We start from the raw sequence: 21,626 nt of genomic DNA, 5'->3' as shown, positions 1-21,626 counted from the left end.
CGTCGGGCCGCAGGCGTGAGCCGTTGGCGCGGTGCCCGCGCGGCGTCGCTTCCGCCGCGGCACCGCAAAAAAAAGCCCGCCGGATGGCGGGCCAATCGAGCCTTCAACACCTGCGCGGGAAGGGATCCTCCCGCGCCCGTCGGTGCGGCGGCGAACGGCGCCGCCGCGTGCCGATCACTGCCGCGCCACCACGGTCAGGCCGCTGTAGCTGCCGCTCAGACGCACGTAGTAAGTGCCCGCGCTGGACGGGGTGATGCGGACCGTCTGCGTGGTGCCGGCGCGGGTGGAGCGGGCGGCGTAGCTGCTGCTGGTCGGCACCGTGCCCGCCGACACGTACATCGCCACGTTGCCGGTGCCGCCGAAGGTCATGAAGCTGACCGCTGTGCCGGCGGTGGCCTGGAAGCTGTACAGCGCGTCGCCGCCCTGGCTGCCGATGCCACGCATCTCGACCTTGTTGGTCAAGGTCTTGGTCGGTGGCACGCAGCTGCTGTCAGACGGCTGGCACGGCGGCGTGGTCGCCATCTGCAGCAGCATGTCGACATCCAGGATGCCGGCGCCGATCGGCGTGGTGGTGGCGATCGCCACCGGGAACGGCCGCGCGCTGGCGCGCAGCAGGTCGCGCATGGCGGTCCAGGTGAGCGGGGTCGGGGCGATGCTCTGCACCATCGCCACCGCCGCGGCCACGTGCGGGGACGCCATCGAGGTGCCGGCCATGCCGCCGATCTGCCAGTCGCCGGTCGGGCTCTGCGTGCCGCCGTTGAGCACCTGGAAGATGTAGCCGTTCGGATTGCCGTCGACATCGCCGCCGCCGCCCGGCGCGGCGATGTCCACGCGGGTGCCGTAGTTGGAGTAGCTGGCGCGGCCGCCGTTGACGCGCGAGGCGCCGACGCTGATCACGCCGTTGCAGGAGGACATGGTGTAGGTGGCGGCGTTGGCGTTGGAGTTGCCAGCGGCGACCACGATGATCGTGCCCTTGGCGTTGATCTGGTCGATCGCGTCCTGGTAGATCTGCGGGCAGGTATCCGGACCGCCGCTGCCCAGGCTCATGTTGATCACCTCGGCCGGGTTCGGATTGGTCGGCAGGCCGGCCACCGGCAGGCCCGCGGCCCACAGCATGCCGTCGGCGATGTCGCTGCCGAAACCGCCGCAGGAACCGAGCACGCGCACCGGTACGACCTTGGCGCCGTAGGCCAGCCCAGCGGTCGCCAGGTTGTTGTTGGTGACCTGGGCGATGGTGCCGGAGACATGGCTGCCGTGCCACGAGCTCGGCTCCGGGGCGTTGCCGGATGCGCCGAGCGCGGTGCAGTAGTCGGCCTCGACCCAGTCGCCCAGGTCGTAGCCACCGGGCACGCGGCCATCGCTGTCGCGGCGCGAGACGCGGTGGTCGGTGATCATGTCGTAGCCCGGCAGCACGTTTGCGGCCAGGTCGGGGTTGTCCTTGACCACGCCGGTGTCGACCACCGCCACCACCACGCCCTGGCCGGTGGAGCGGGTCCAGCCCTGCTCGGCGTTGACCCCGCCGACCGGGTCGTGGAAGTTCCACTGCAGCTGAGCGTAGGCCGGATCGTTGGGAGTGGTGGAGGCGGCGGCCGCGACGGCGGCCGGCAGGCGCACGCTGGCCTCGTCCAGGCGCCGGTACAGCCGGTCGACCTGTACCGACACCACCGACGGGTCGGCCTTCAGTTCATTGATGAAGGCGGTGCGCTCGCTGTCGCTGAGGTGGCGCGAGGTCTGCACCACGTGCCAGCCCGGCACGGCCATGTCGCGCAGCACGGTGGCGCTGACCGCGCTGCGTGCCGGCACGCCGGCGCTGGCGCTCTTGGCGCGCTGCATGCCGCTGCGCGCGACCGCGCTGCTGAGGGTGGTGGCCAGCAGGCTGCGCGCCTGGGCGCCGCCCTCGCGGGTCTTGACGATGAAGCGCTGGCCCAGGTCGTTGGCGGTGGCCGCCTGCGGCGTCGGGCCGCGCACGCCGCCCAGGCCGATGGTGGGAGAAGCCGCCTGCGCGGCACCGGCGAACAGGACAGCGGCGAGCGCGGCGGCGAGCGTGTTGGAGGACGTCATCTGCAGATCCTAGAAATGAAGAGGGGTAAGGAAAGAACCGCGGCGCGCGCGGCGCCGCGGCGGGTCACAGGTCCACGCCCACGCCGATGCCGGCGGAGGATTCGCCGCTGCTGAAGGCGCCGCCCAGGCTGAAGGACGCGCGCTCGCCGATCTTCTTGGCATAGCCGATCGACAGCGCCTGCTGGCCGCCCTGGAAGCCGGCGCCGACCGACACGCGCCCGCGCGGGCTCTGCGTGCCGGCGGCGTTGACCGCCATGTTCAGCATCGCCGCGCTCATCGCGCCCAGCTTGTCCATGCGCCGGTCCATGCCGTCCAGGCGATGTTCGGTGTCGGTGCGCAACTGGTTGAAGCTGTCGTCCAGCGCGGTGATGCGGGTGTTGGTGTAGGCGTTGGCGCTGCTCAGGGTGGCGCTGTCGCCGGCGCGCATCTGCGCCACGTTGGCCGCATCGGTGCCGGCGCTGCCGGCGGCGACGTTGCTGACCTGGCGTTCGTTGCCGGCGCTGCCGACCGACACGGTGTTGGCGCGATCGGCGACCGAACCCTGGCCCAGGGCGACCGCATTGTTCGCGGTGACCGACGCGCCCTGGCCGAGCGCGGTGCCGGACGCGGAACTGACGCTGGCGCTCTCGCCCACCGCCACCGCGTTGGTCGCGACCGCCGCGACGCGCGCGTTGGCGCCGACCGCGGTGCTGCCGTCGGCGTTGACCTTGGCGTTGGCGCCGATCGCGGTGTCGTTGGGGCCGTAGGCCAGCGATTGCGTGCCCAGCGCCAGGCCGTTCTCGCCGTTGGCGGTGGCGCCGGGGCCCACGGCCACCGCGTTGGTACCGGCGCCGGTGCTGGGCGCGGTTGTCTCGCCACCGCCGACGCTGATGCTGCCGGAGCCACCGGAACCGCCGATGGCGTCCAGGCGGTTGCCGAATCCGGTCAGGGCGCTATCGAGCGCGCCCATCGCCGAGCCCAGATCGGTGTAGTGCGAGCCCTGCACCAGGTAGTTGCCGCCGATCAGGTTGCCATTGGCGTCGACCACGCTGCCGGCGCCGAACGCGGCGGCGACGTTGCGCAGCTGCGCCAGGTTGACCGCATCGGTGTCCTGGGTGCCGGCGGCCAGGTTGGTGAGCTGGCGCTCGGCGCCCGCCGCACCGATGGATACGGTGTTGTCGCGTTCGGTGACCGAGCCGGCGCCCAGGGCCACGCTGTTGTTGGTGATGGTCGAATGGCCGTCGACGAAGGCGGAATTGCCGACGCGGGCGCCGGCGCCGATCGCGATCGAGTGGTCGCCGAACACGTCCGCGCCGGTGCCCACGGCGATGCTGTCGTAGAACAGCACCGGCGTGTCGAGGAAGAATTCGCCGTTCCACACCATCGCCCCGCCAATGGCCAGGCTGCGGGTGCCGCCGGCCCAGGAGCCGTTGCCGAGCGCGGTGGCGCCGACGCCGAGGGCGAGCGCGGCTGGGCCGACCGCGGTGCCGTCGTCGCTCTGCGCGAACGCGCTGGGGCCGATGGCCACGCTGTGGGTGCCCCAGGCGCGCGCGCCATTGCCGAAGGCGGTGGCCCACTCGGCGATGGCCTGGCTCTGCGCGCCCACCGCCACGGCGGCGTACTGGTTGGCCAGCGCGGTGGAGCCGACCGCCACGGTGCGCTGGGAACTGGCCTCGGCCAGCGCGCCGACCGCGGTCGCGTTGTAGGCGGTGGCCAGCGCGCCGCCGCCCAGCGCGGTGGACAGCGGGCCGGTGGCCTGGGTGGCCTGCAATTGGAATCCTTCGGAGCCGAAGCCGTCTTGGCCCACGTCGACGATGCCGCCGACGGCGACGCTGGAACGGTCGCTGGCGATCGCGCCGGCACCGGCGGCCACGTTGTACGTGCCGCCGGCCTGGGCGCCGGCGCCCAGCGCGGTCGCGGCCACACCGGTGGCCGAGGTCTGCTGCAGGATCACCACGCCGCCGGACAGGTACGAGTAATCCACGTCGAGCGTGCCGCCGATCGCGGTGGTGGAGATCTCGGTGGCCAGGCTGTTGTGGCCGACCGCCAGCGCATGATTGGCGTAGCTGACCGCGCCGGCGCCGAGCGCGACGGTGCCGGTGCCGACCGCGGAGGCGGCTTCGCCCGCCGCCAGCGCCTCTTCGCCGTCGGCGTAGGCGCCAGCGTTGCTGCTGTCGCTGCCGGTGGCCTGAAGATAGAAGTCGGCGCTGCTGGCGTCCGCCGGCACCGCGTCGGTCGCCGCGGTGGTCTGCGCGGCGGGCGCGGTCGTGGCCGGCGCGATCGCCGCGGCGCCCGTGGCCTGTGCCATGGCCGGCGTGGCCAGGCACAGCGCGCAGGCCAGCGCCAGCAGGTTGCGGGCGCGGACGGGCGTGGTGCCAGCAACGCTGCGACGGGTCGGATGGCGGGCGGCGGTGCCGCGCATGGCAGTGCATTCGTTCATGGCGATCTCTGGCTACGTGAAACGGCGAGGCAGAAGGTGACGTCGGCGGCGCGCAAGCGCCTCCGCATCGGTCGGGAGTGGTCTGGGAGTGGCGCCGTCGTCCCCGGGCGCATTCCGTAACGCGAACTTAGGCCGGCCGTCATTGGCTTGTCACCTGCAAGTTCTCGCAGGATCATCATCGAAATCTCACTGAACCGGGTCCGGCGCGAGGCAGCATGGTGAAATCGTTCTGGACCTGGCTCGGCCGGGCGCCGCTCACCGACGAGGTGGACCGGCGCAACGCGCGGGTGATCCAGCTGCTGCTGCTGTTCCTGGCGGTGACCATCCCCGCCACGCTGGTGGTCGCGCTGGTCCTGGCATGGCCGCAGCTGCGCGGGCAGGCGGTGCCGCCGGGCCTGGTCATCTCGCTGACGATGAGTCTGCTGATCGGCGTGTGCGCGGGCATCGGCTTCGTGCGCGTGCGCCAGGGCGCGTTGCGCGGCGCCGTGCGGCTGGTGCTCGGGGCGATGCTCGGCTCGCTGCTGGTCAACGCCGCCATCCATGGGTTCCAGAAACAGCTGCCGGACCAGTTGGCGCAGATGCTGATGCTGATCCTGGCCGGCCTCGTGCTCGGGCGCCGCGCGCTGTGGATGACCTTCGCGGCGTTGTTGCTGATGCTCGGCGTCGGCGTCGGCCACGATGCGCTGCTCGAACTGGCCGACACGCCGGCGCAGGCGTTCTACAACGTGCTGCCGGTATTGTTCAGTTATCTGCTGGTGGCGGCGCTGCTGGACCGCACCACCGAGGCGCTGCGCGAGAGCCTGCGCGAATCCAATGCGCGCGGCCAGCGCCTGCAGCAGGAGATGCTGGAACGCGAGCGCGCCCAGGCGCAGCTGATCCACGCGCAGAAGCGCGAGATCACCGAGCGCATGGCCAGCGGCCTGGCCCACGACTTCAACAACATCCTGGCGGTGATGTCCGGGTTCGCCGCGGCGCGCCACGACGACGACGCGGCCAGCGCCGCCGAGCGCATCGCGCAGCTGGAGGACAACCTGGCCGCGGTGGAGGAGTCGGCCGAGCGCGGCATGGCCGTGGTGCGACGCCTGCTGCGCTTCAGCCGCCGCGATCCCGAGCACGTCGAGCGCTTCGATGCCGCCGCCGCGGTGGAGGCGCTGCAACCGATGCTGCGGCAGTTGCTGGAAGCGCGCATCGTGTTGCGTTGCCAGTTGCCCGCGGCGGCGGCGCCGATCCGCTTCGAACGCAGCCAGTTCGACCTGATGCTGTTGAATCTGGCTTCCAACAGCCGCGATGCGATCGCCGACCGCGGCCATTTCGACATCGCCGTCGCGCGCGAGGACGGCTGGACCGTCATCGAGGTCGCCGACGATGGCCAGGGCATGCCGGCGGACGTGGCGGCGCGGGCGTTCGAGCCGTTCTACAGCACCAAACCCGCCGACAGCGGCACCGGGCTGGGCCTGGCGGTGGTGCGCGACCTGGTGGTGCGCGCCGGCGGCCGCATCCAGGTGCACAGCGAACCCGGTGTGGGGACCCGGTTCCGCATCGCCTTGCCGGGCGCGGATGCGACGGCCGGCAAGGCGCCCGCTCAGCCGGCGGGATCGAGGATGTAGCCCTTGCCGTGCACCGCCGCCAACGGCAGGGCGGCGCCGCAGCGGCGCTGCGCTTTGCTGCGCAGGCGGTGCACCATGGAATCGAGCCGGTGCGCGTCGAAGTCGTAGACGCGGTCGGTCAGCGCGGCGATCAAGGCTTCGCGCGGCACCAGCAGGCCGGGCTGCTCGAGCAGACGCCGGCACAGGCGCCGCTCGCTTTCGGTGAGCGCGGCGGCGGCGCCGGACGGGGCCAGCAGGCACCAGCCGTCCTCGCTCAGCTGCCAGCGTCCGCGTGCCGGTTCCGGCGCCGTGCGCGCCAGGCGCCGGGTCAGGCTGTGCAGGGTCGCAGCCAGCAGGTCGATCTCCACCGGCTTGGACAGGTAGGCGTCGGCGCCGCCGGTGAGGCCGCGCACCCGGTCCTCGGTCTGGCCCAGGCTGGTCAGCATGACGATGCCGATGCCGGGATGCCGCTGGCGCAGGTCGCGGGCCACGGTGAAGCCGTCGGTATCGGGCAGGCCGACGTCGAGCACGACGATGTCGGCCGCAGCGGCCTGCAACTGCGCCTGCAGTTCGGCGCCGGTGCCGCAGCCGTGCGGATCGAAGCCGAACCGGCGCAGGCCGGGGATCAGGATGCGTTCGCGCAGTGTCGGATCGTCTTCCAGGACCAGGACGCGTAGGGCGGCAGCAGCGGGATGGACATTCATGCGCCGGGCAAGTGTAGCCGCAGCCGGCCGCGCGCGGGTCCCTGTCGCCCGCGCCGGCACTTACGTGAAGCAAACACGGGCGCTGGCAGACTCGCCGCTTCCTGGCCGACGGCGGACGCAATGGCAGCACGAATCGAGGACTACGCCATGCTCGGCAACTGCCGCAGCGCGGCGTTGGTGGACCGGCAGGGTTCGATCGACTGGCTATGCCTGCCGCGCTTCGACTCCGATGCGCTGTTCGCAGCCTTGCTGGGGACCCCGGAGCACGGCCGCTGGTCGATCGCGCCGGCCGGCGAGTTCCGCAGCACGCGCCATTACCGCGACGGCAGCCTGGTGCTGGAAACCGAGTTCGAGACCGAGCAGGGCGCGGTGGCGGTGCTGGACTTCATGGTCGCCAGCCACGACGACGACGTGCACAACCACGTGGTGCGCATCGTGCGCGGGCTGCGTGGCCGCGTGCCGTTGCGCATGCAGTTGCAGCTGCGGTTCAACTACGGCCGCACCATTCCCTGGGTGTCGCAGATCGACGGCGGCCTGCAGGCGATCGCCGGGCCGGACCAGATCGCGCTGCGCAGCCCGCAGCCGATGCAGGGCCACGGCTTCGCCACCGAAGCGGATTTCACCCTGGAAGCGGGCGCGAGCACCTGGTTCGTGCTCAGCCACGGCGCCTCGCACCTGGAACTGCCGCCGCCGCTGGCGCCGGAACAGGCGCTGGCGCAGACCGAGGCGTTCTGGCATGGCTGGTCGCACCGCTGCGTGCACGCTGGGCCGTGGACCGAGGCGGTGCGGCGCTCGCTGGTGGTGCTGAAGGGGTTGAGCTACCTGCCCACCGGCGCGATCGTCGCCTCGCCCACCACCTCGTTGCCGGAACTGCTCGGCGGCGAACGCAACTGGGACTATCGCTTCTGCTGGCTGCGCGATGCGGTGTTCACCCTGACCGCGCTGCACGCCGCCGGCTATTCCGACGAAGCGGCCGCGTTCCACGGCTGGCTGCAGCGCACCGTGGCCGGCTCGCCCGATCAGTTGCAGGCGCTGTACGGCATCGGCGGCGAACGGCGCATGCCCGAATGGGAAGTGGACTGGCTGCCCGGCTACGAAGGCGCGCTGCCGGTGCGCGTGGGCAATGCCGCCGCCGGCCAGTTCCAGCTGGACGTGTACGGCGAGGTGATCGCCGCCTTCCATCGCGGCCGCCACGAAGGCATGGCCACCGCATCGCATGGCCGTTCGCTGGCGCGGCAGCTGCTGGAAGTGCTGGAACAGCGCTGGCGCGAACCGGACGAAGGCATCTGGGAGATCCGCGACCAGCGCCGCCATTTCGTGCATTCCAAGGTGATGGCGTGGCTGGCGTTCGACTGCGGCGCGCGCGACGGGGTTACCGACGCCGACGCCGCGCAACGCGCGCACTGGCGCGCGCTGGCCGACGAAGTGCATGCGCAGGTGCTGGAGCAGGGCGTGCACCGCGACGGCTATTTCGTGCAGAGCTACGGCAGCGACCGGCTGGATGCGGCGACGCTGTTGATTCCGCTGGTCGGCTTCCTGCCGGCGGACGATCCGCGCGTGGCCGCCACCGCCGATGCGATCGCGCAGCAGCTGAGCATCGACGGCCTGGTCGAGCGCTACCGCGCCGACGACGACAGCGGCGACGGCCTGCCGGCCGGCGAGGGCACCTTCATCGCCTGCAGCTTCTGGCTGGTGGAGAACTACGCATTGCTCGGCCGCACCGAACAGGCACGCGCGCTGTTCGAGCGCCTGCTCGGCCTGTGCAACGACGTCGGCCTGCTGGCCGAAGAATACGATCCGCGCAGCGGCCGCATGCTCGGCAATTTTCCGCAGGGTTACTCGCACGTGGCCCTGGTCCACGCCGCGTTGCGCCTGCATGGCTTACTCGGCAAACAGGAAACCCATCCATGAGCGAAGCGACGCAAACCACTCCTCCGTGCCTGATCGTGGTGTTCGGCGCGCGCGGCGATCTGACCCGGCGCCTGGTGCTGCCGGCGCTGTACAACCTGCGCCGCAGCGGCGCATTGCCCGAACAGTTCGCGGTGATCGGCGTGGACCACGGCGACATCAGCGAAACCACCTGGCGGCGCCTGCTCGGCACCGCCTTGCACGGGTTGATGGCCGACCGCGATGCCGAGTTCAAGGCCGATGGCCTGGACGAGGGCGTGTGGGACTGGCTGCGCACGCGCCTGCACTACCTGCGCGGCGATTTCGCCGATGCGGCGACCTATCGGGCGCTGGGCGAGGTGATCGCCAAATACGACGCGCACTACCAGACCGGCGGCAACGTGCTGTTCTACCTGGCCACCGCGGCGCGTTTCTTCGCTCCGGCGATCGAGCAGCTGGGCGCGGCCGGACTGGTCAAGCAGAGCGCCGCCGGCGGCTGGCGCCGAGTGATCGTGGAGAAGCCGTTCGGCCACGACCTGCAAAGCGCCAAGGAGCTCAACGCCATCGTCGGCCGCGTGCTCGACGAGGACCAGGTGTTCCGCATCGACCATTTCCTGGGCAAGGAGACGGTGCAGAACATCCTCGCGTTCCGTTTCGCCAACGGCCTGTTCGAGCCGGTGTGGAACCGCGACCGCATCGACCACGTGCAGATCACCGCCGCCGAGACCATCGGCGTGGAGGGGCGCGGCGGCTTCTACGATCCGACCGGGTGTTTGCGCGACATGGTGCCCAACCACCTGTTCCAGCTGCTGGCGATGATCGCGATGGAGCCGCCGGCGGCGTTCACGCCCGCCTCGATGCTGCGCCGGCGCGCCGAGGTGATCGAGGCGGTACGGCCGCTGGCCCCGGCCGACGTGGTGCGCGGGCAGTACGCGGCCGGCGCGATCGGGCGCAATGCGGTGCCCGGTTACCGCGAGGAAGACACGGTGCCGGCCGATTCCAACACCGAGACCTATGTGGCGATGAAGCTGCAGGTCGACACCTGGCGCTGGGCCGGCGTGCCGTTCTACCTGCGCACCGGCAAGCGCCTGCGCGAACGCACCACCGAGATCGCGATCCGCTTCAAGCCGGCGCCGCTGGCGCCGCTGCGCAGTGCCGAGATCGGCGGCTACGGCCCCGACTGGCTGGTGCTGCACATCCAGCCCGACGAAGGCATCTCGCTGCAGTTCGACGTCAAGCGTCCGGGCGCGCGGGTCAGCCTGGCGCCGGTGCGCATGGACTTCCGCTACCGCGACTGGTTCCCGAAGGAATACACGGTCGGCTACGAACGCCTGCTGCAGGACTGCATGAACGGCGAAGCCGGGCTATTCCAGGACGCGACGATGGTCGAGGCGGCCTGGCGCATCGTGCAGCCGATCCTGGATGCCTGGCAGGCCTCGGCCGACGAAGTTGCGCAATATCCGGCCGGCAGCGCCGGTCCTGCGGCGGCCGACGCGCTGCTCGCACTCAACGGCGGCCACAGCTGGCGCACCCTGACCGCCGGCCGCCGCCCACCGCCGCGTCGCCCCGCCGAAGGCGGCACCGACACCAAGTCGGCAGCGCCGGCGAAGCGTTCGGCTGCCGCCAAGCCTACCGTGCCCAAGGCCAAGGCGAATGGCGCTGGCACGCCCAAGCGCGCCGCGTCGCCGCGGAAAGCGGCCACTTCGGCCAAAAAGACAGCGGGCAGGAAGACAGCCGCGGCCAAGAAAGCCGTCAAGTCGGTTTCCGGGAAAGCGAGCAAGCCGGTGGCGAAAAAGTCGCCAGCGCCGGCTGCCAAGCGCGCCGAGGCGAAGCGCTGATCGGCGACGGGTATCGTGCTTGTGGGAGCGCGACTCCGGATGGCATTGGGGCCATCCGTCGCGATCGGTATTGGCTGCAGTCGGGACTGAAGTCCCTCCCACAATGTGCCCGGCACGCCAGTCGCGCGTGCTGCGGCAGCGCGCCAGCCGAAGTTCTGTAGGAGCGGCTTCAGCCGCGACACACGAAACGGCGTAGTCGGAAGGTTCGGCATTCTGTCGGGGCTGAAGCCCCTCCTACAAGGGCACCGGCCACGCGCGAACCCCTGTAGGAGCGGCTTCAGCCGCGACCAACGAAGCCGCATAGTTTCCAGGTCTCGGATCCTGCAGGAACCGCTGGCCGGGACCGTCAGGACGCCCTTCCAAGGCGCCCGCAATGCCAGCCGCAAGCCCTGTGGGAGCGACTTCAGTCGCGACGAGCGCAGCGGAGGAGCCCGCCGGCTTCGCATCCTTTTCGGATCTGCGCGGCTACAAGCATCCCAACAGCAACGCGCGCAACCTGTAGGAGCGGCTTCAGCCGCGACCAACGAAGCAAGGATCCGATCGGCCCCCCTGCCGTGCCCGACCTCCCTGCCGCCAGTCCTTCCACCACACGCGCCACGCAAGCGCCGCAGCACCAATACCGCTACGACGGCGTCTTCTCCGCCGACGCATCGCCCGCCACTTCCCCAGGCACCTCGCTCACATCCGCCTCGAACAGCTGCATCAGGTCCGCGCGCGCGGCGCGCGAGGTCTGTACCACGGCCGCCTCGTCGTCGTACACCAGGTGCTGCGCGCGCAACAGCTGTTCGTCGTGCTCGCGGAAGCGGGCGATGCGGTCGCGCGCGGTCTCCGCGCTCAGACCCAGGTTCAGCAGCACCTTTTCGCTCAGCTCCAGGCTGGAGGCGAACACCTCGCGGAACGGTTCGGCGCCCAGATCCATCAGCCGCCAGGCATGCTGGCGGTTGCGCGCGCGCGACAGCACCTGCGCCTTCGGATACAGGCGGCGGATCAGCCGCGTGGTCTTGATGTTGGTCTCCGGGTCGTCCATCGCCACCACGAAGATGCCGATGCTGTCGCTGCCGGCCGCGCGCAACAGGTCCGGGCGGCTGGGGTCGCCGTAGTAGATCTTGTTGCCGAAGCGGCGCAGGTCTTCCACCGTGTCCGGGTTGTGCTCCAGCGCCACGAACGGGATGCGCTGCGCGGTCAGCAGGCGCGCCACGATCTGGCCGAAGCGGCCCATGCCGGCGATCAGCACCCGCGCACGTTGCTCGTCCACGGTGTCGTAGTGGGTGGCAGGCAGCGGCGTGCGCCTGGCCTTGGCCGCCTCGCGGCCATCGAGCAGGCGCTGCATGCCGATCAGCAGCAGCGGAGTCAGCGCCATCGACACGCCGACCACCGCGACCAGGCGGTCGTGGTTGGCGTCGTCGAGCAACTGCACGCGCTGCGCTTCGGTGAACACCACGAACGCGAATTCGCCGCCCAGCCACAACAGGCTGCCGAGCAACAAGGCGCTGCGCAGCGGCAGCCGCGCCACCCGGCCGATGCCGACCAGCAGGCCGAACTTGACCAGCAGCAGCGTGGCCACGCCGCCGGCGATCAGCCACGGCTCGGCGGCGATGCGGTCCAGGTCGATGCCCATGCCCACGGCGATGAAGAACACGCCCAGCAGCAGCCCCTGGAACGGTTCGATCTGCGCCTCCAGCTCGTGCCGGAATTCCGAATCGGCCAGCAGCACGCCGGCCAGGAACGCGCCCAGGCTCGGGCTCAGCCCGGCCTTCTGCAGGAACCACGCATTGCCCAGCACCACCAGCAGCGCGCTGGCGGTGAACACCTCGGGCATGCGCGTGCGCGCCACCACGCGGAACAGGTGGCGCAGCGCGAAGCGGCCGCACAGCACCACCACCGTCAGCGCGCCCAGCGCCTGCGCCACCTCGGTCCAGGTCAGGGTGTCGTTCTTGGCGCCGCCGAGCAGCGGGATCGCGGCCAGCAGCGGGATCGCGATCAGGTCCTGGAACAGCAGGATGGCGAAGCCGAGCCGGCCGTAGTCGCTGTTGAGCGCCTTGCGCTCGGCCAGCAACTGCAGGCCCACCGCGGTGGACGACAGCGCCAGCGCCAGGCCCACCACCAGCGCGCTCTTCCAGTTCAAGTCCAGGCACAGCAGCAGCACGCCCAGCGGCAGTGCGGTCAGCACCACCTGTGCGGTGCCGGCGCCGAACACCGCGCGCCGCATCAGCTTCAGCCGTGCCGGCGACAGTTCCAGGCCGATCAGGAACAGCAGCATCACCACGCCGATCTCGGCGGCGTTGAGGATGCGCTCGGTGTCCTGCACGAAGCCCAGGCCGTCCGGGCCCAGTACCACGCCGGCGGCGAGATAGGCCAGTACCGCGCCCAGGCCCAGGCGCTTGAACACCGGTACCGCGATCACTGCGGCCAGCAGCAAGACCAGCGCCAGCTCCAGGCCGCCGCTATGCATGAGTCGTCTCCATCGCGCCATTATGCGGCCGCCATGCGACTGTCCGCTTACCCGGATTGGGGGAAACCGCAGATGGGAGCCGGCGTTGGGCGTCGTCGGGATGCCGAGCGGGCCCTGGGGAGGGACGCCTTGGCATCGGCTCAGACAAGGCACGACGCCGGGCAGGCACTGCCGCTCCGTTCGTCGCGGCTGAAGGGCACCGCTAGCAACTCCAGTCCGGACGCTGCAGGTTGCGCGGATCGATGGCGCAGCGCTTTCCTGTCGCGGCTGAAGCCGCTCCTACAAGAGCACGGCGCATGGTGTAGGAGCGGCTTCAGCCGCGACAGGAAAACGAAGTGGCCGCGATGCCAAGGCATCCATGGGAAACCCGCCCGCAACAGGGCACTCAAGATCGGCCGGGGCCGCCCTGTGGGAGGGGTTTCAGCCCCGACGCATGGACGCCGGAATCCATCGTCTTTCCAGCATCGGCCGAAGCAGCGACGCGGAAGCCCGCGACGCAGCCGCATCATCCGATCATCCCCGCGCCAGCGTCAGCCGTGTACCGTTGGCGCACCGCTTGCCCGCCCCACGCCCGCCATGAGCACCTACCACCTGCAGTCCGTGTTCCGTCCCGCCTCGGTCGCCATCGTCGGCGGCAGTCCGCGCGAGCGCTCGGCCGGGCGCGCGGTGGTGCGCAACCTGCGCGCCGCCGGCTTTCCTGGGCAGATCGGCTGGGTCAGCCCACGCTACCGCGAGATCGATGGCGTGCCCACCGTGCGCCGGCTCACCGATCTGCCGTGGGTGCCGGACCTGGTGGTCATTACCGTGCCGGCGCGGATGGTGCCGCGCATCGTCGCCATCGCCGCGCGGCGCGGCGTCGCCGCGGCGATCATCCTCACCGCCGGCCTGGGCGAAGGCCCGGGCTCGGCCGCGGCGCGGGTCGAAGCGGCCGCGCGCGCCAAGGGCCTGCGCATCCTCGGCCCGCACTGCCTGGGCGTGATCGCCCCGCACGCCAAGCTCAACGCCAGCATCGCCGCGCACTGCCCGCAACCGGGCGATCTGGCGCTGATCTCCGAATCCAGCGCCATCGCCGCGGCCCTGGTGGAGTGGGGCGTGGCGCGCTCGGTCGGCTTCTCCGCGGTGGTGTCGCTGGGCGATGCGCTGGACGTGGACTTCGGCGACCTGCTCGACTACTTCGCCACCGACTACCGCACCCGCGCGATCCTGCTGTACGTCGAACACATCCGCGACGCGCGCAAGTTCATGTCCGCCGCACGCGCCGCGGCGCGTGCCAAGCCGGTGGTGGTGGTCAAATCCGGGCGCCAGCTGCGCATCGATCCCAATGCCGACACCCACGTGCAGGCACTGGCCAGTTCCGACGCGGTCTACGGCGCGGCCTTCGCCCGCGCCGGCCTGCTGCGCGTGCGCGCGCTGGACGAACTGTTCGCCGCGGCCGAAACCCTGGGCCGGCTCAGCACCTTCCCGGGCCGCCGCCTGGCCATCCTCAGCAACGGCGGCGGCGTCGGCCGCCTGGCGGTGGACAAGCTCGCCGACCTCGGCGGCACCCTGGCCGCGTTGTCGCCGCAGACCCTGCAACGGCTGGAGCAGGCGCTGCCGCAGGAGTGGTCGCACGCCAACCCGGTGGACATCGTGGTCGACGCCGATGGCGAGCGCTACGCCGCCGCCGCCGAAGCGCTGCTGGCCGATCCGGAGAACGACGCGGTGCTGGTGGTCAACGTGCCGACCGCCTTCACCTCCTCGGCCGATGCCGCGCAGGCGCTGACCCGCACCCTCGGCCTGCGCCCGCGCCACCACCGCGATAAGCCGGTGTTCGCGGTGTGGCTGGGCAACGACGAAAGCGCCACCGCCACGCTCAACGCCGCGCATATTCCCACCTATGCCACCGAGGCCGACGCGGTGCGCGGCTTCATGCACCTGGTGCGCTACCGCGAGGCGCAGGCGGCGTTGATGGAGACCCCGCCCAGCCTGCCCGAGGATTTCGTGTTCGACGCGGCCACCGCGCGCGGCATCGTCGACGCCGCGCTGGCCGCCGGCCAGACCTGGCTGGATCCGCTGGCCGCCACCCGCCTGCTTGCCGCCTACGGCATCCCCACCGCGCCGGTGGTGCATGCCGCCAGCGCCGCCGACGCCGCGGTGGCGGCGGCCCCGATGCTGGCGCAAGGCCTGGCGGTCGCGGTGAAGATCCATTCGGCCGACATCCCGCACAAGTCCGACGTGGACGGCGTGCGCCTGAACCTGGTCAGTGCGCAGGCGGTACAGGACGCCGCCGAAGGCATCCTCGCCCGCGCGCGCGCCGCGCGTCCGGACGCGCGCATCGATGGCGTGCTGGTGCAGCCCACGCTGTTGCGGCCGAAGGCGCGCGAACTGATCGCCGGCATCGCCGACGACCCTACCTTCGGCCCGGTGATCGTGTTCGGCCGCGGCGGCACCGCGGTGGAAGTGATCGACGACAAGGCGCTGGCGCTGCCGCCGCTGGACCTGCGCCTGGCCCACGAACTGATCGGCCGCACCCGCGTCAGCCGCATCCTCAAGGCCTACCGCGACGTGCCCGCGGCCGACGAGCGCGCCGTGGCGATGGTGCTGGTCAAACTCGCGCAACTGGCCGCCGACCTGCCGGAAATCCGCGAGCTGGACATCAATCCGCTGCTGGCCGACCGCGACGGCGTGATCGCGGTGGACGCACGCGTGGCGGTGGCGCCGCCGCGGCGCCTGCACAAGGGCCGCGGCCACCCGCGCTTCGCGATCTTCCCGTATCCGAAGGAATGGGAGCGGCGCATCGTGCTCAACGACGGCGCCGCCGCCTTCGTGCGCCCGGTGCGTCCGGAAGACGATGCGCTGTTCCGCAGCTTCTTCGCCCGCGTCACCGACGAAGACCTGCGCCTGCGCTTCTTCCAGGCGGTGAAGCACTTCAGCCACGAATTCATCGCCCGCCTGACCCAGCTCGACTACGCCCGCTCGATCGCCCTGGTGGCGATCGAGCCCAAGAGCGGCGACATGCTCGGCGCGGTGCGCCTGCACGCCGACGCCGACTACGACCGCGGCGAATACGGCATCCTGATCCGCTCCGACCTCAAGGGCCACGGCATCGGCTGGCAGCTGATGCGGATCATGATCGAATACGCCGGCTGGCTCGGCCTCAACGTCGTCGAAGGCCAGGTCCTGCGCGAGAACCGCACCATGCTGGCGATGTGCGAACACCTCGGCTTCAAAGCCACCCCGGATCCGGAGGACGCGACGCTGATGGATGTGGTGTTGCCGGTGGGGAAGGGGTGAGCGGCGCCAAGTCGCTTGTTCGGTTTCTGCATGGAGTGGCGACGTGCAGAAGACGCGATGGTGTGGGCGGTCGGAAGCAGCCAATGCGTCAAAGGAAAGTGGCGCAGCGAAGATGCAATGGCCAGGGAGATGCAAGCAGTGGTTATGTTGATGACAATCGCGTTCCTTCCCTTTGCCGCGTTGGCAGCGGCATATATCGCGCCAACGCTAGAACCGCCGAAACGCAGGCCGTTGATCTTCGTTGCCGGCGGTTCCTTCATGTCGGTCTTGGGCGCAATGGGCGGCTATGCACTGCGCTCGCCGCTCCAGTCTGGGTATGTCCATCTCAATGGCAGATACGCCGGAGACATTCACGCCGTCCTGGCGCAGGATCCTTGGCAATACTGGGCGATTGTGCTCCTGCTCTATGTCGTGTTCTTGCTTCTGACCGGCTTCGGATTCGCAATGCTTGCGCTCTTGCGCAAAGGGGGCGGCGATGGTCGCTGATCGTTTCTTTAAAAAGATGTTGCCATGAAGCTGAGAAAGCTTTCGTGGATGGCCGCGGCATCTCTGCAAACCGGTGGGCTGCGTTGTGATGGGGGCCGGCTGACGTGGAGCAGCGTTTTCGCGCAAAGCTCTGTCGCGATGCAGCACTTCTCGTGATCTTGCGACTTAAGCGATTCACCGCTTATGTTTGCGTCTCGTGCCCTGTCCTCATGCGGTCATCATCAATTCGAGTGATGTCGCTGTCCACCGCTGGCGCTTCTCATTTGTCGCTACTCAATCACATCCCATGACCGAATCGAACTCCTCCTTCCTCCTCTCGCGCCGCAGCTTCCTGGCCGGCGCCGGGAGCGCGGCGATCGTCGCTTCGCCGCTGCGCGCCATGGTTCTTTTTGATAGCGCTAACAATTCATTCCGGCTCGCGGGCGGCGGGGGCGTCGCGCCGATCCATGTGGACGCGCAGGACTTCCCTGGGGTGGTCAGAGCGGCGCGCGATCTCGCCGAGGACGTCGGCCGCGTGTTCGGGACGCCGGCCACGCTCGTGCACGAAGCGAATGGGCTCGGCCACCCGGCCGTCCTGGTCGGTACCCTCGGCAAGAGCGCGGTCATCGATGCGCTGGTCGCGGCCGGCAAGCTCGATGTCGCGCCGATCCGCGGGCAGTGGGAGTCCTACACGCTGCAGACCGTCGCCGATCCGATGCCGGGCGTGGCCGAAGCGCTGGTGATCGCCGGCAGCGACAAGCGCGGCACCATCTATGGCATCTACGCGCTGTCCGAACAGATCGGCGTGTCGCCGTGGTACTGGTGGGCGGACGTGCCGGTGCGTCGCCGTGCGGCGATCTCGATCCGGCGCGGCGCGCATTTCGAAGGACCGCCGGCGGTGAAGTACCGCGGCGTGTTCCTCAACGACGAGCAGCCGTGCCTGGGCAAGTGGACCACCGAGAAATTCGGCGGGATGAATGCGACGTTCTATACCCGGCTGTTCGAGGTGCTGCTGCGCCTGCGCGCGAACTACCTGTGGCCGGCGATGTGGGACAACGCGTTCGCGCAGGACGATGCGGACAATGCGCGGCTCGCCGACGAATACGGCATCGTGATGGGCACCTCGCACCACGAGCCGATGATGCGCGCGCACAAGGAGTGGACCGAGCACCGCGCGCAGTACGGCAACGGCGAATGGAACTACGCCACCAACAGGGACGCGTTGCAGGTCTTCTTCCGCGAGGGCATCGCGCGCAACCGCTCGCACGAGGTGCTGGTGACGGTGGGCATGCGCGGCGACGGCGACGTGGCCATGACCAGCGCTGGCGACCTGCAGGCCGACATGCGCCTGCTCGAAACCATCATCGCCGACCAGCGCGGCATTCTCGCCACGGAACTGGGCAAGGACGCCAGCGCGGTGCCGCAGCTGTGGGCGCTGTTCACCGAGGTGCAGAAGTTCTACGACGCCGGCCTGAAGGTGCCGGACGACGTCACCTTGCTGTTTACCGACGACAACGTCGGCAATCTGCGTCGCTTGCCCAAACCCGAGGAACGCGCGCGTGCCGGCGGTTCCGGCATCTACTACCACATGGACATGAACGGCGGGCCGTTCTCCTACAAGTGGCTCAACAGCAATCCGCTGCCGAAGATCTGGGAACAGATGAATCTGGCGTATCGCTACGGCGCCAACCGGATCTGGATCGCCAACGTCGGCGATTTCAAGCCGCTGGAGATTCCGATCGAGTTCTTCCTGCGCCTGGCCTGGAATCCGGACGCGATCAGCAAGGACGATATCGCCGGTTGGACGCAGCGTTGGGCGAGCCGCGAGTTCGGTCCCGAACACGCCGTGCCGATTGCGGACATCGTCGCCAAGTACGCCAAGTACAACGCCTGGCGCAAGCCGGAACTGGTGAAGCCGGAGACCTTCAGCTTGCTGCACTACCGCGAGGCCGAGCGCGTGCTGGACGCCTGGACCACGCTGGTGGCGCAGGCCGAAACGATCCAGTCGCAGTTGCCGGCGGACGCGCTCGACGCCTATTACCAGTTGGTGCTGCATCCGGTGAAAGCCTGCGCGACGGCGACGGAACTGAACATCGCCGCCGCGCGCAACGCGCTGTACGCGCAGCAGGGCCGTGCCAGCGCCAACGCCGAGGCCGACCATGTGCGGCAGCTGTTCCAGCGCGACCGAGACCTGACCGAGTACTACAACACGCGCCTGGCGGGCGGCAAATGGAACCACCTGATGGACCAGGTGCACCTGGGCTACTTCGACTGGTATTCGCCGCCGGCGAACATCATGCCGGCCGTCGCGGCGCTGCGGATCGAAGACACTGCCGAGTATGCGGTGGCGGTCGAAGGTTCCGTGCCGGGGTGGCCCGGTTACTACCTCGATCCGGAACTGCCGGCGTTCGACAGCCTGTGCCGGCAACGGCACTACTTCGAGGTGTTTCCACGCGGCGCACGTCCGATCGCATTCGAGGTGGCCGCGACCGAGCCATGGATCTCGATCGCCGAGGGCAAGCCGTTCGGCATCGGCCGCGGCGACCGGCGCTTCTGGGTCGAGATCGATTGGGACAAGGCCGGCGTCGGCGAGCAAGCGGGCACGATCGTCGTAACCGGTGCGCAACGCACGCAAACGATCCACGTCAAGGCGATCAAGGCCACCGCGGCGCAGCGGCGCGAAGCGCGTGGCGCGTTCGGCGGCCTGCTGGGGCCGATCGCGATCGCCGCCGACGCGTTCGAACGCAACATCGCCGTGGACGGCGTGCGCTGGGAGCGCATTCCCGACTATGGCCGCGCAGCCGGTGCCGCCATGTCGATCTTTCCCGTCACCGCGGCGTCGTCCTCCGACCCACGCACTGCACCGCGCCTGGAATATCCGGTCTACCTGGCCAAGGCCGGGCGCTACGATATCGATCTGGTCACCAATCCCACGCTCAACGTGAACACAGCGCACCAACTGAGCGTGGCCGTCGCCTTCGACGATCAGCCGGCGCAGACCATCAGCGTGTTCACGCCGGAGCAGCGTGCGGCGCAGGACTTTCTGGGCGAAGCGTTCACGGAGAATGCCAGGAACAATGCGCGGATCCTGACCGCCTCGCAGTCCGTCGCCAGCGCCGGGCGACATGTGCTGAAGATCATGATGGTCGATCCGACCATGGTCGTGCAGAAGATCGTGATCCGCAGCGGGCCGTTGCCGGACTCCTACTTCGGCCCGCCGGAGGTCCCGGCGCATCCGCTTTGAGCCGCTGACCTGTGCCCGCCGGGACCATCGTGGCGGCGCATCGCGGTGCGCGTTCCACCGCCGCACGCCGGGCAGGGCAAGGCGCCCCGCCCGGCGGACAAGCGCAGCGCGCCTGGACTATTCCAGCTCCTGGTTGTCCACGCCGCGTTCGACCGGATAGACCGTCGCCGGCGGGGTGGTGGAGCGCATCAGTTTCAGCGGCAGCGCACTCTGCTGGCAGAGGTTGCCGCCGCTGACGAACACGCCGTCCTGGGTGCACTTCCAGTCGTAGAAGTTGGCGATGCCGCCGGCCAGCTGCAGGCTGAAGTCGGTGCTCTGGGCGGCCGCGTCGAACGGCGTGCCGGCCGCGTTGTTCTGGAACCAGCGCATCCATTCCTTGGAGCCGACCGGCGGGATCTTGCTGGCCGCCTGGAAGGTCGGGTTCATCGGCGAGAGTTGCGGCGACTCGGCGGTCATGTGGCAGCTCATGCAGGAACTGACGGGGTTGTCGACCGGGCCGTTGAGGCGGCCGTTCCAGCCCAGGTGGGTCGCCGGCAGTTCGGGCCGGGCGTTGATCGCCGACTGCAGGATGGCAGGATTGATCCGGGTCTGGGTGGGCTGCTTGTTGGTGTAGTCGTTGCCGGTGTTCTGCGGGTCGTTGCCCCACATCACCCCGACCGGGACCAGGTTCTGCCAGCCGGGCTTGCCGCTGACCGCGCCGTTGTACTGGAACGTGCCGAAGATCCAGCCGCTGCCGGGAACGCGACTGTCGCGCACGGCGAAGTCCATCTGGATCAACGCCACCTGCTTGAGCGTCCTGTCCGCCGAACTGAAGCTGTTGGTGACGTAGGCCGTCCACAGCACCGGGTTCTGCAGGAACGGTACCTGGCTCCGGTCCACGTCGGCGAACAACGCCTTGCACACCACCGTGCCGTCGCGGAAGCTGTTTGGCTTGGAGGTGAAGCTGGGATCGGGATTCTGCGGATCCTTCCACACCTGGCCGAAGGTATAGCCCCCGATGTCGTTGTAGATGCCCACCGCGAAGGTCTGCCCGGTGGTGAGCTGGGTCGGCGCCAGCTGCTTGACCTGGATCTGCGCTTCCTTGGTGAGCCCATGCACGCCCTCGCGGCCGAGCGGTCCGTAGTGCTGCCACGGCGCGTGGTACCAGCGCCGCACCTTGTTATTTTGAACGTACCAGTCGCTTTCCACGTTGCCTTCCAGGCAATAGGTCTTCACCGCGTCCACGTAACCGCGCCAGGTCTCGAAGTTGTTGCTCAGCGGCTTGGGCAACTTCTGGAAGAACGCAGGCGGCGGCCCGCTGGGCGGTTGCTGCGGAAAGTCCTGGCTGAGCTGGAACAGCGGTCCCTTGTAGCTCTGTGGCGGCGCGTAGCCGAAATCCGGAAACTTGCCGGCGGTCGCTGTGCCGCTGGCGAGCGCCAGCGCAGCTGCGGCGGCGATGATGCGCAGATGAGGCAGGTGCATGGTGTACTCCCTGTTGTGTGCGTCGGTCCCACGCGGACGTGGCCTGCGTGCTAGGTGTCCGGACTCCCCGGCCCCGGACCGGCCACACGACCGTGCCGACGGCACAGTCGAGAATGCACAGGCCCGTTGCGCGAGGAGGTGCCTTGCGCCGGGCGCGCCGGCCCGTGGTGCGGGCATGCAGACCCGCAACCGCGGCAACGGCTGTGTAGATCGAGTGGTGCGAGCAGCCCACACCG

General features: G+C 69.8%; 11 protein-coding genes. 6 read left to right on the top strand and 5 right to left on the bottom strand.

The window, feature by feature from the left end; translation table 11 throughout:
- Positions 1–174: 174 nt before the first annotated feature.
- Entirely contained in the window at positions 175–2,061 is a 1,887-nt protein-coding gene (locus AB3X08_RS21415) for a S8 family serine peptidase (RefSeq protein WP_369935021.1), read from the bottom strand.
- A 64-nt stretch (positions 2,062–2,125) separates the two neighbouring features.
- Positions 2,126–4,480, bottom strand: coding sequence for a YadA family autotransporter adhesin (locus tag AB3X08_RS21410; RefSeq protein WP_369935019.1), 2,355 nt, complete (start codon positions 4,478–4,480; stop codon positions 2,126–2,128).
- A 215-nt stretch (positions 4,481–4,695) separates the two neighbouring features.
- On the opposite strand from AB3X08_RS21410, the gene AB3X08_RS21405 reads away from it, so the two are divergent.
- The gene (locus tag AB3X08_RS21405; protein WP_369935017.1) at positions 4,696–6,087 is read left to right on the top strand and encodes a sensor histidine kinase; all 1,392 of its coding nucleotides are present in this window, start codon (positions 4,696–4,698) and stop codon (positions 6,085–6,087) included.
- Here the strand turns inward: AB3X08_RS21405 and AB3X08_RS21400 are convergent.
- Positions 6,063–6,770, bottom strand: a complete 708-nt coding sequence (locus AB3X08_RS21400) for a response regulator transcription factor (RefSeq protein ID WP_369935015.1) — start codon at positions 6,768–6,770, stop codon at positions 6,063–6,065. The two genes, AB3X08_RS21405 and AB3X08_RS21400, sit on opposite strands and share 25 nt — an antisense overlap.
- 120 nt (positions 6,771–6,890) lie before the next feature.
- Between AB3X08_RS21400 and AB3X08_RS21395 the strand changes: the two genes are divergently transcribed.
- Positions 6,891–8,681, top strand: coding sequence for a glycoside hydrolase family 15 protein (locus AB3X08_RS21395; RefSeq protein ID WP_369935014.1), 1,791 nt, complete (start codon positions 6,891–6,893; stop codon positions 8,679–8,681).
- Complete coding sequence (zwf, locus tag AB3X08_RS21390) at positions 8,678–10,495, top strand: glucose-6-phosphate dehydrogenase (protein WP_369935013.1); 1,818 nt, start codon at positions 8,678–8,680, stop codon at positions 10,493–10,495. Before AB3X08_RS21395 ends, zwf begins: the two co-directional genes overlap by 4 nt.
- A gap of 622 nt (positions 10,496–11,117) precedes the next feature.
- Here zwf and AB3X08_RS21385 read toward each other — a convergent pair.
- The gene (locus AB3X08_RS21385) at positions 11,118–12,947 is read right to left on the bottom strand and encodes a monovalent cation:proton antiporter-2 (CPA2) family protein (RefSeq protein WP_369935012.1); all 1,830 of its coding nucleotides are present in this window, start codon (positions 12,945–12,947) and stop codon (positions 11,118–11,120) included.
- Positions 12,948–13,523: 576 nt separating this feature from the next.
- Between AB3X08_RS21385 and AB3X08_RS21380 the strand changes: the two genes are divergently transcribed.
- The 3 genes from AB3X08_RS21380 to AB3X08_RS21370 all read left to right on the top strand — a co-directional run bounded on the left by AB3X08_RS21380 (position 13,524) and on the right by AB3X08_RS21370 (position 19,929).
- A complete protein-coding gene (locus AB3X08_RS21380) occupies positions 13,524–16,220 on the top strand; it encodes a bifunctional acetate--CoA ligase family protein/GNAT family N-acetyltransferase (RefSeq protein WP_369935010.1) in 2,697 nt (898 codons plus the stop codon).
- A 30-nt stretch (positions 16,221–16,250) separates the two neighbouring features.
- Positions 16,251–16,706 (top strand): hypothetical protein, encoded by a 456-nt coding sequence (locus AB3X08_RS21375; protein WP_369935009.1) that lies wholly within the window; start codon positions 16,251–16,253, stop codon positions 16,704–16,706.
- Positions 16,707–17,178: 472 nt separating this feature from the next.
- The gene (locus AB3X08_RS21370) at positions 17,179–19,929 is read left to right on the top strand and encodes a glycosyl hydrolase 115 family protein (RefSeq protein ID WP_369935008.1); all 2,751 of its coding nucleotides are present in this window, start codon (positions 17,179–17,181) and stop codon (positions 19,927–19,929) included.
- A gap of 117 nt (positions 19,930–20,046) precedes the next feature.
- Here AB3X08_RS21370 and AB3X08_RS21365 read toward each other — a convergent pair whose 3' ends face one another.
- Positions 20,047–21,390: a hypothetical protein gene (locus tag AB3X08_RS21365; RefSeq protein WP_369935007.1), complete on the bottom strand. Its 1,344-nt coding sequence runs from the start codon at positions 21,388–21,390 to the stop codon at positions 20,047–20,049.
- Positions 21,391–21,626: the final 236 nt, after the last annotated feature.

The organism is Xanthomonas sp. DAR 34887, from assembly GCF_041245805.1.
GTDB lineage: Bacteria > Pseudomonadota > Gammaproteobacteria > Xanthomonadales > Xanthomonadaceae > Xanthomonas_A > Xanthomonas_A tesorieronis.
The sequence above is the reverse complement of the archived record's forward strand: the minus strand, read 5'-3'. Positions and strand labels throughout refer to the sequence as shown.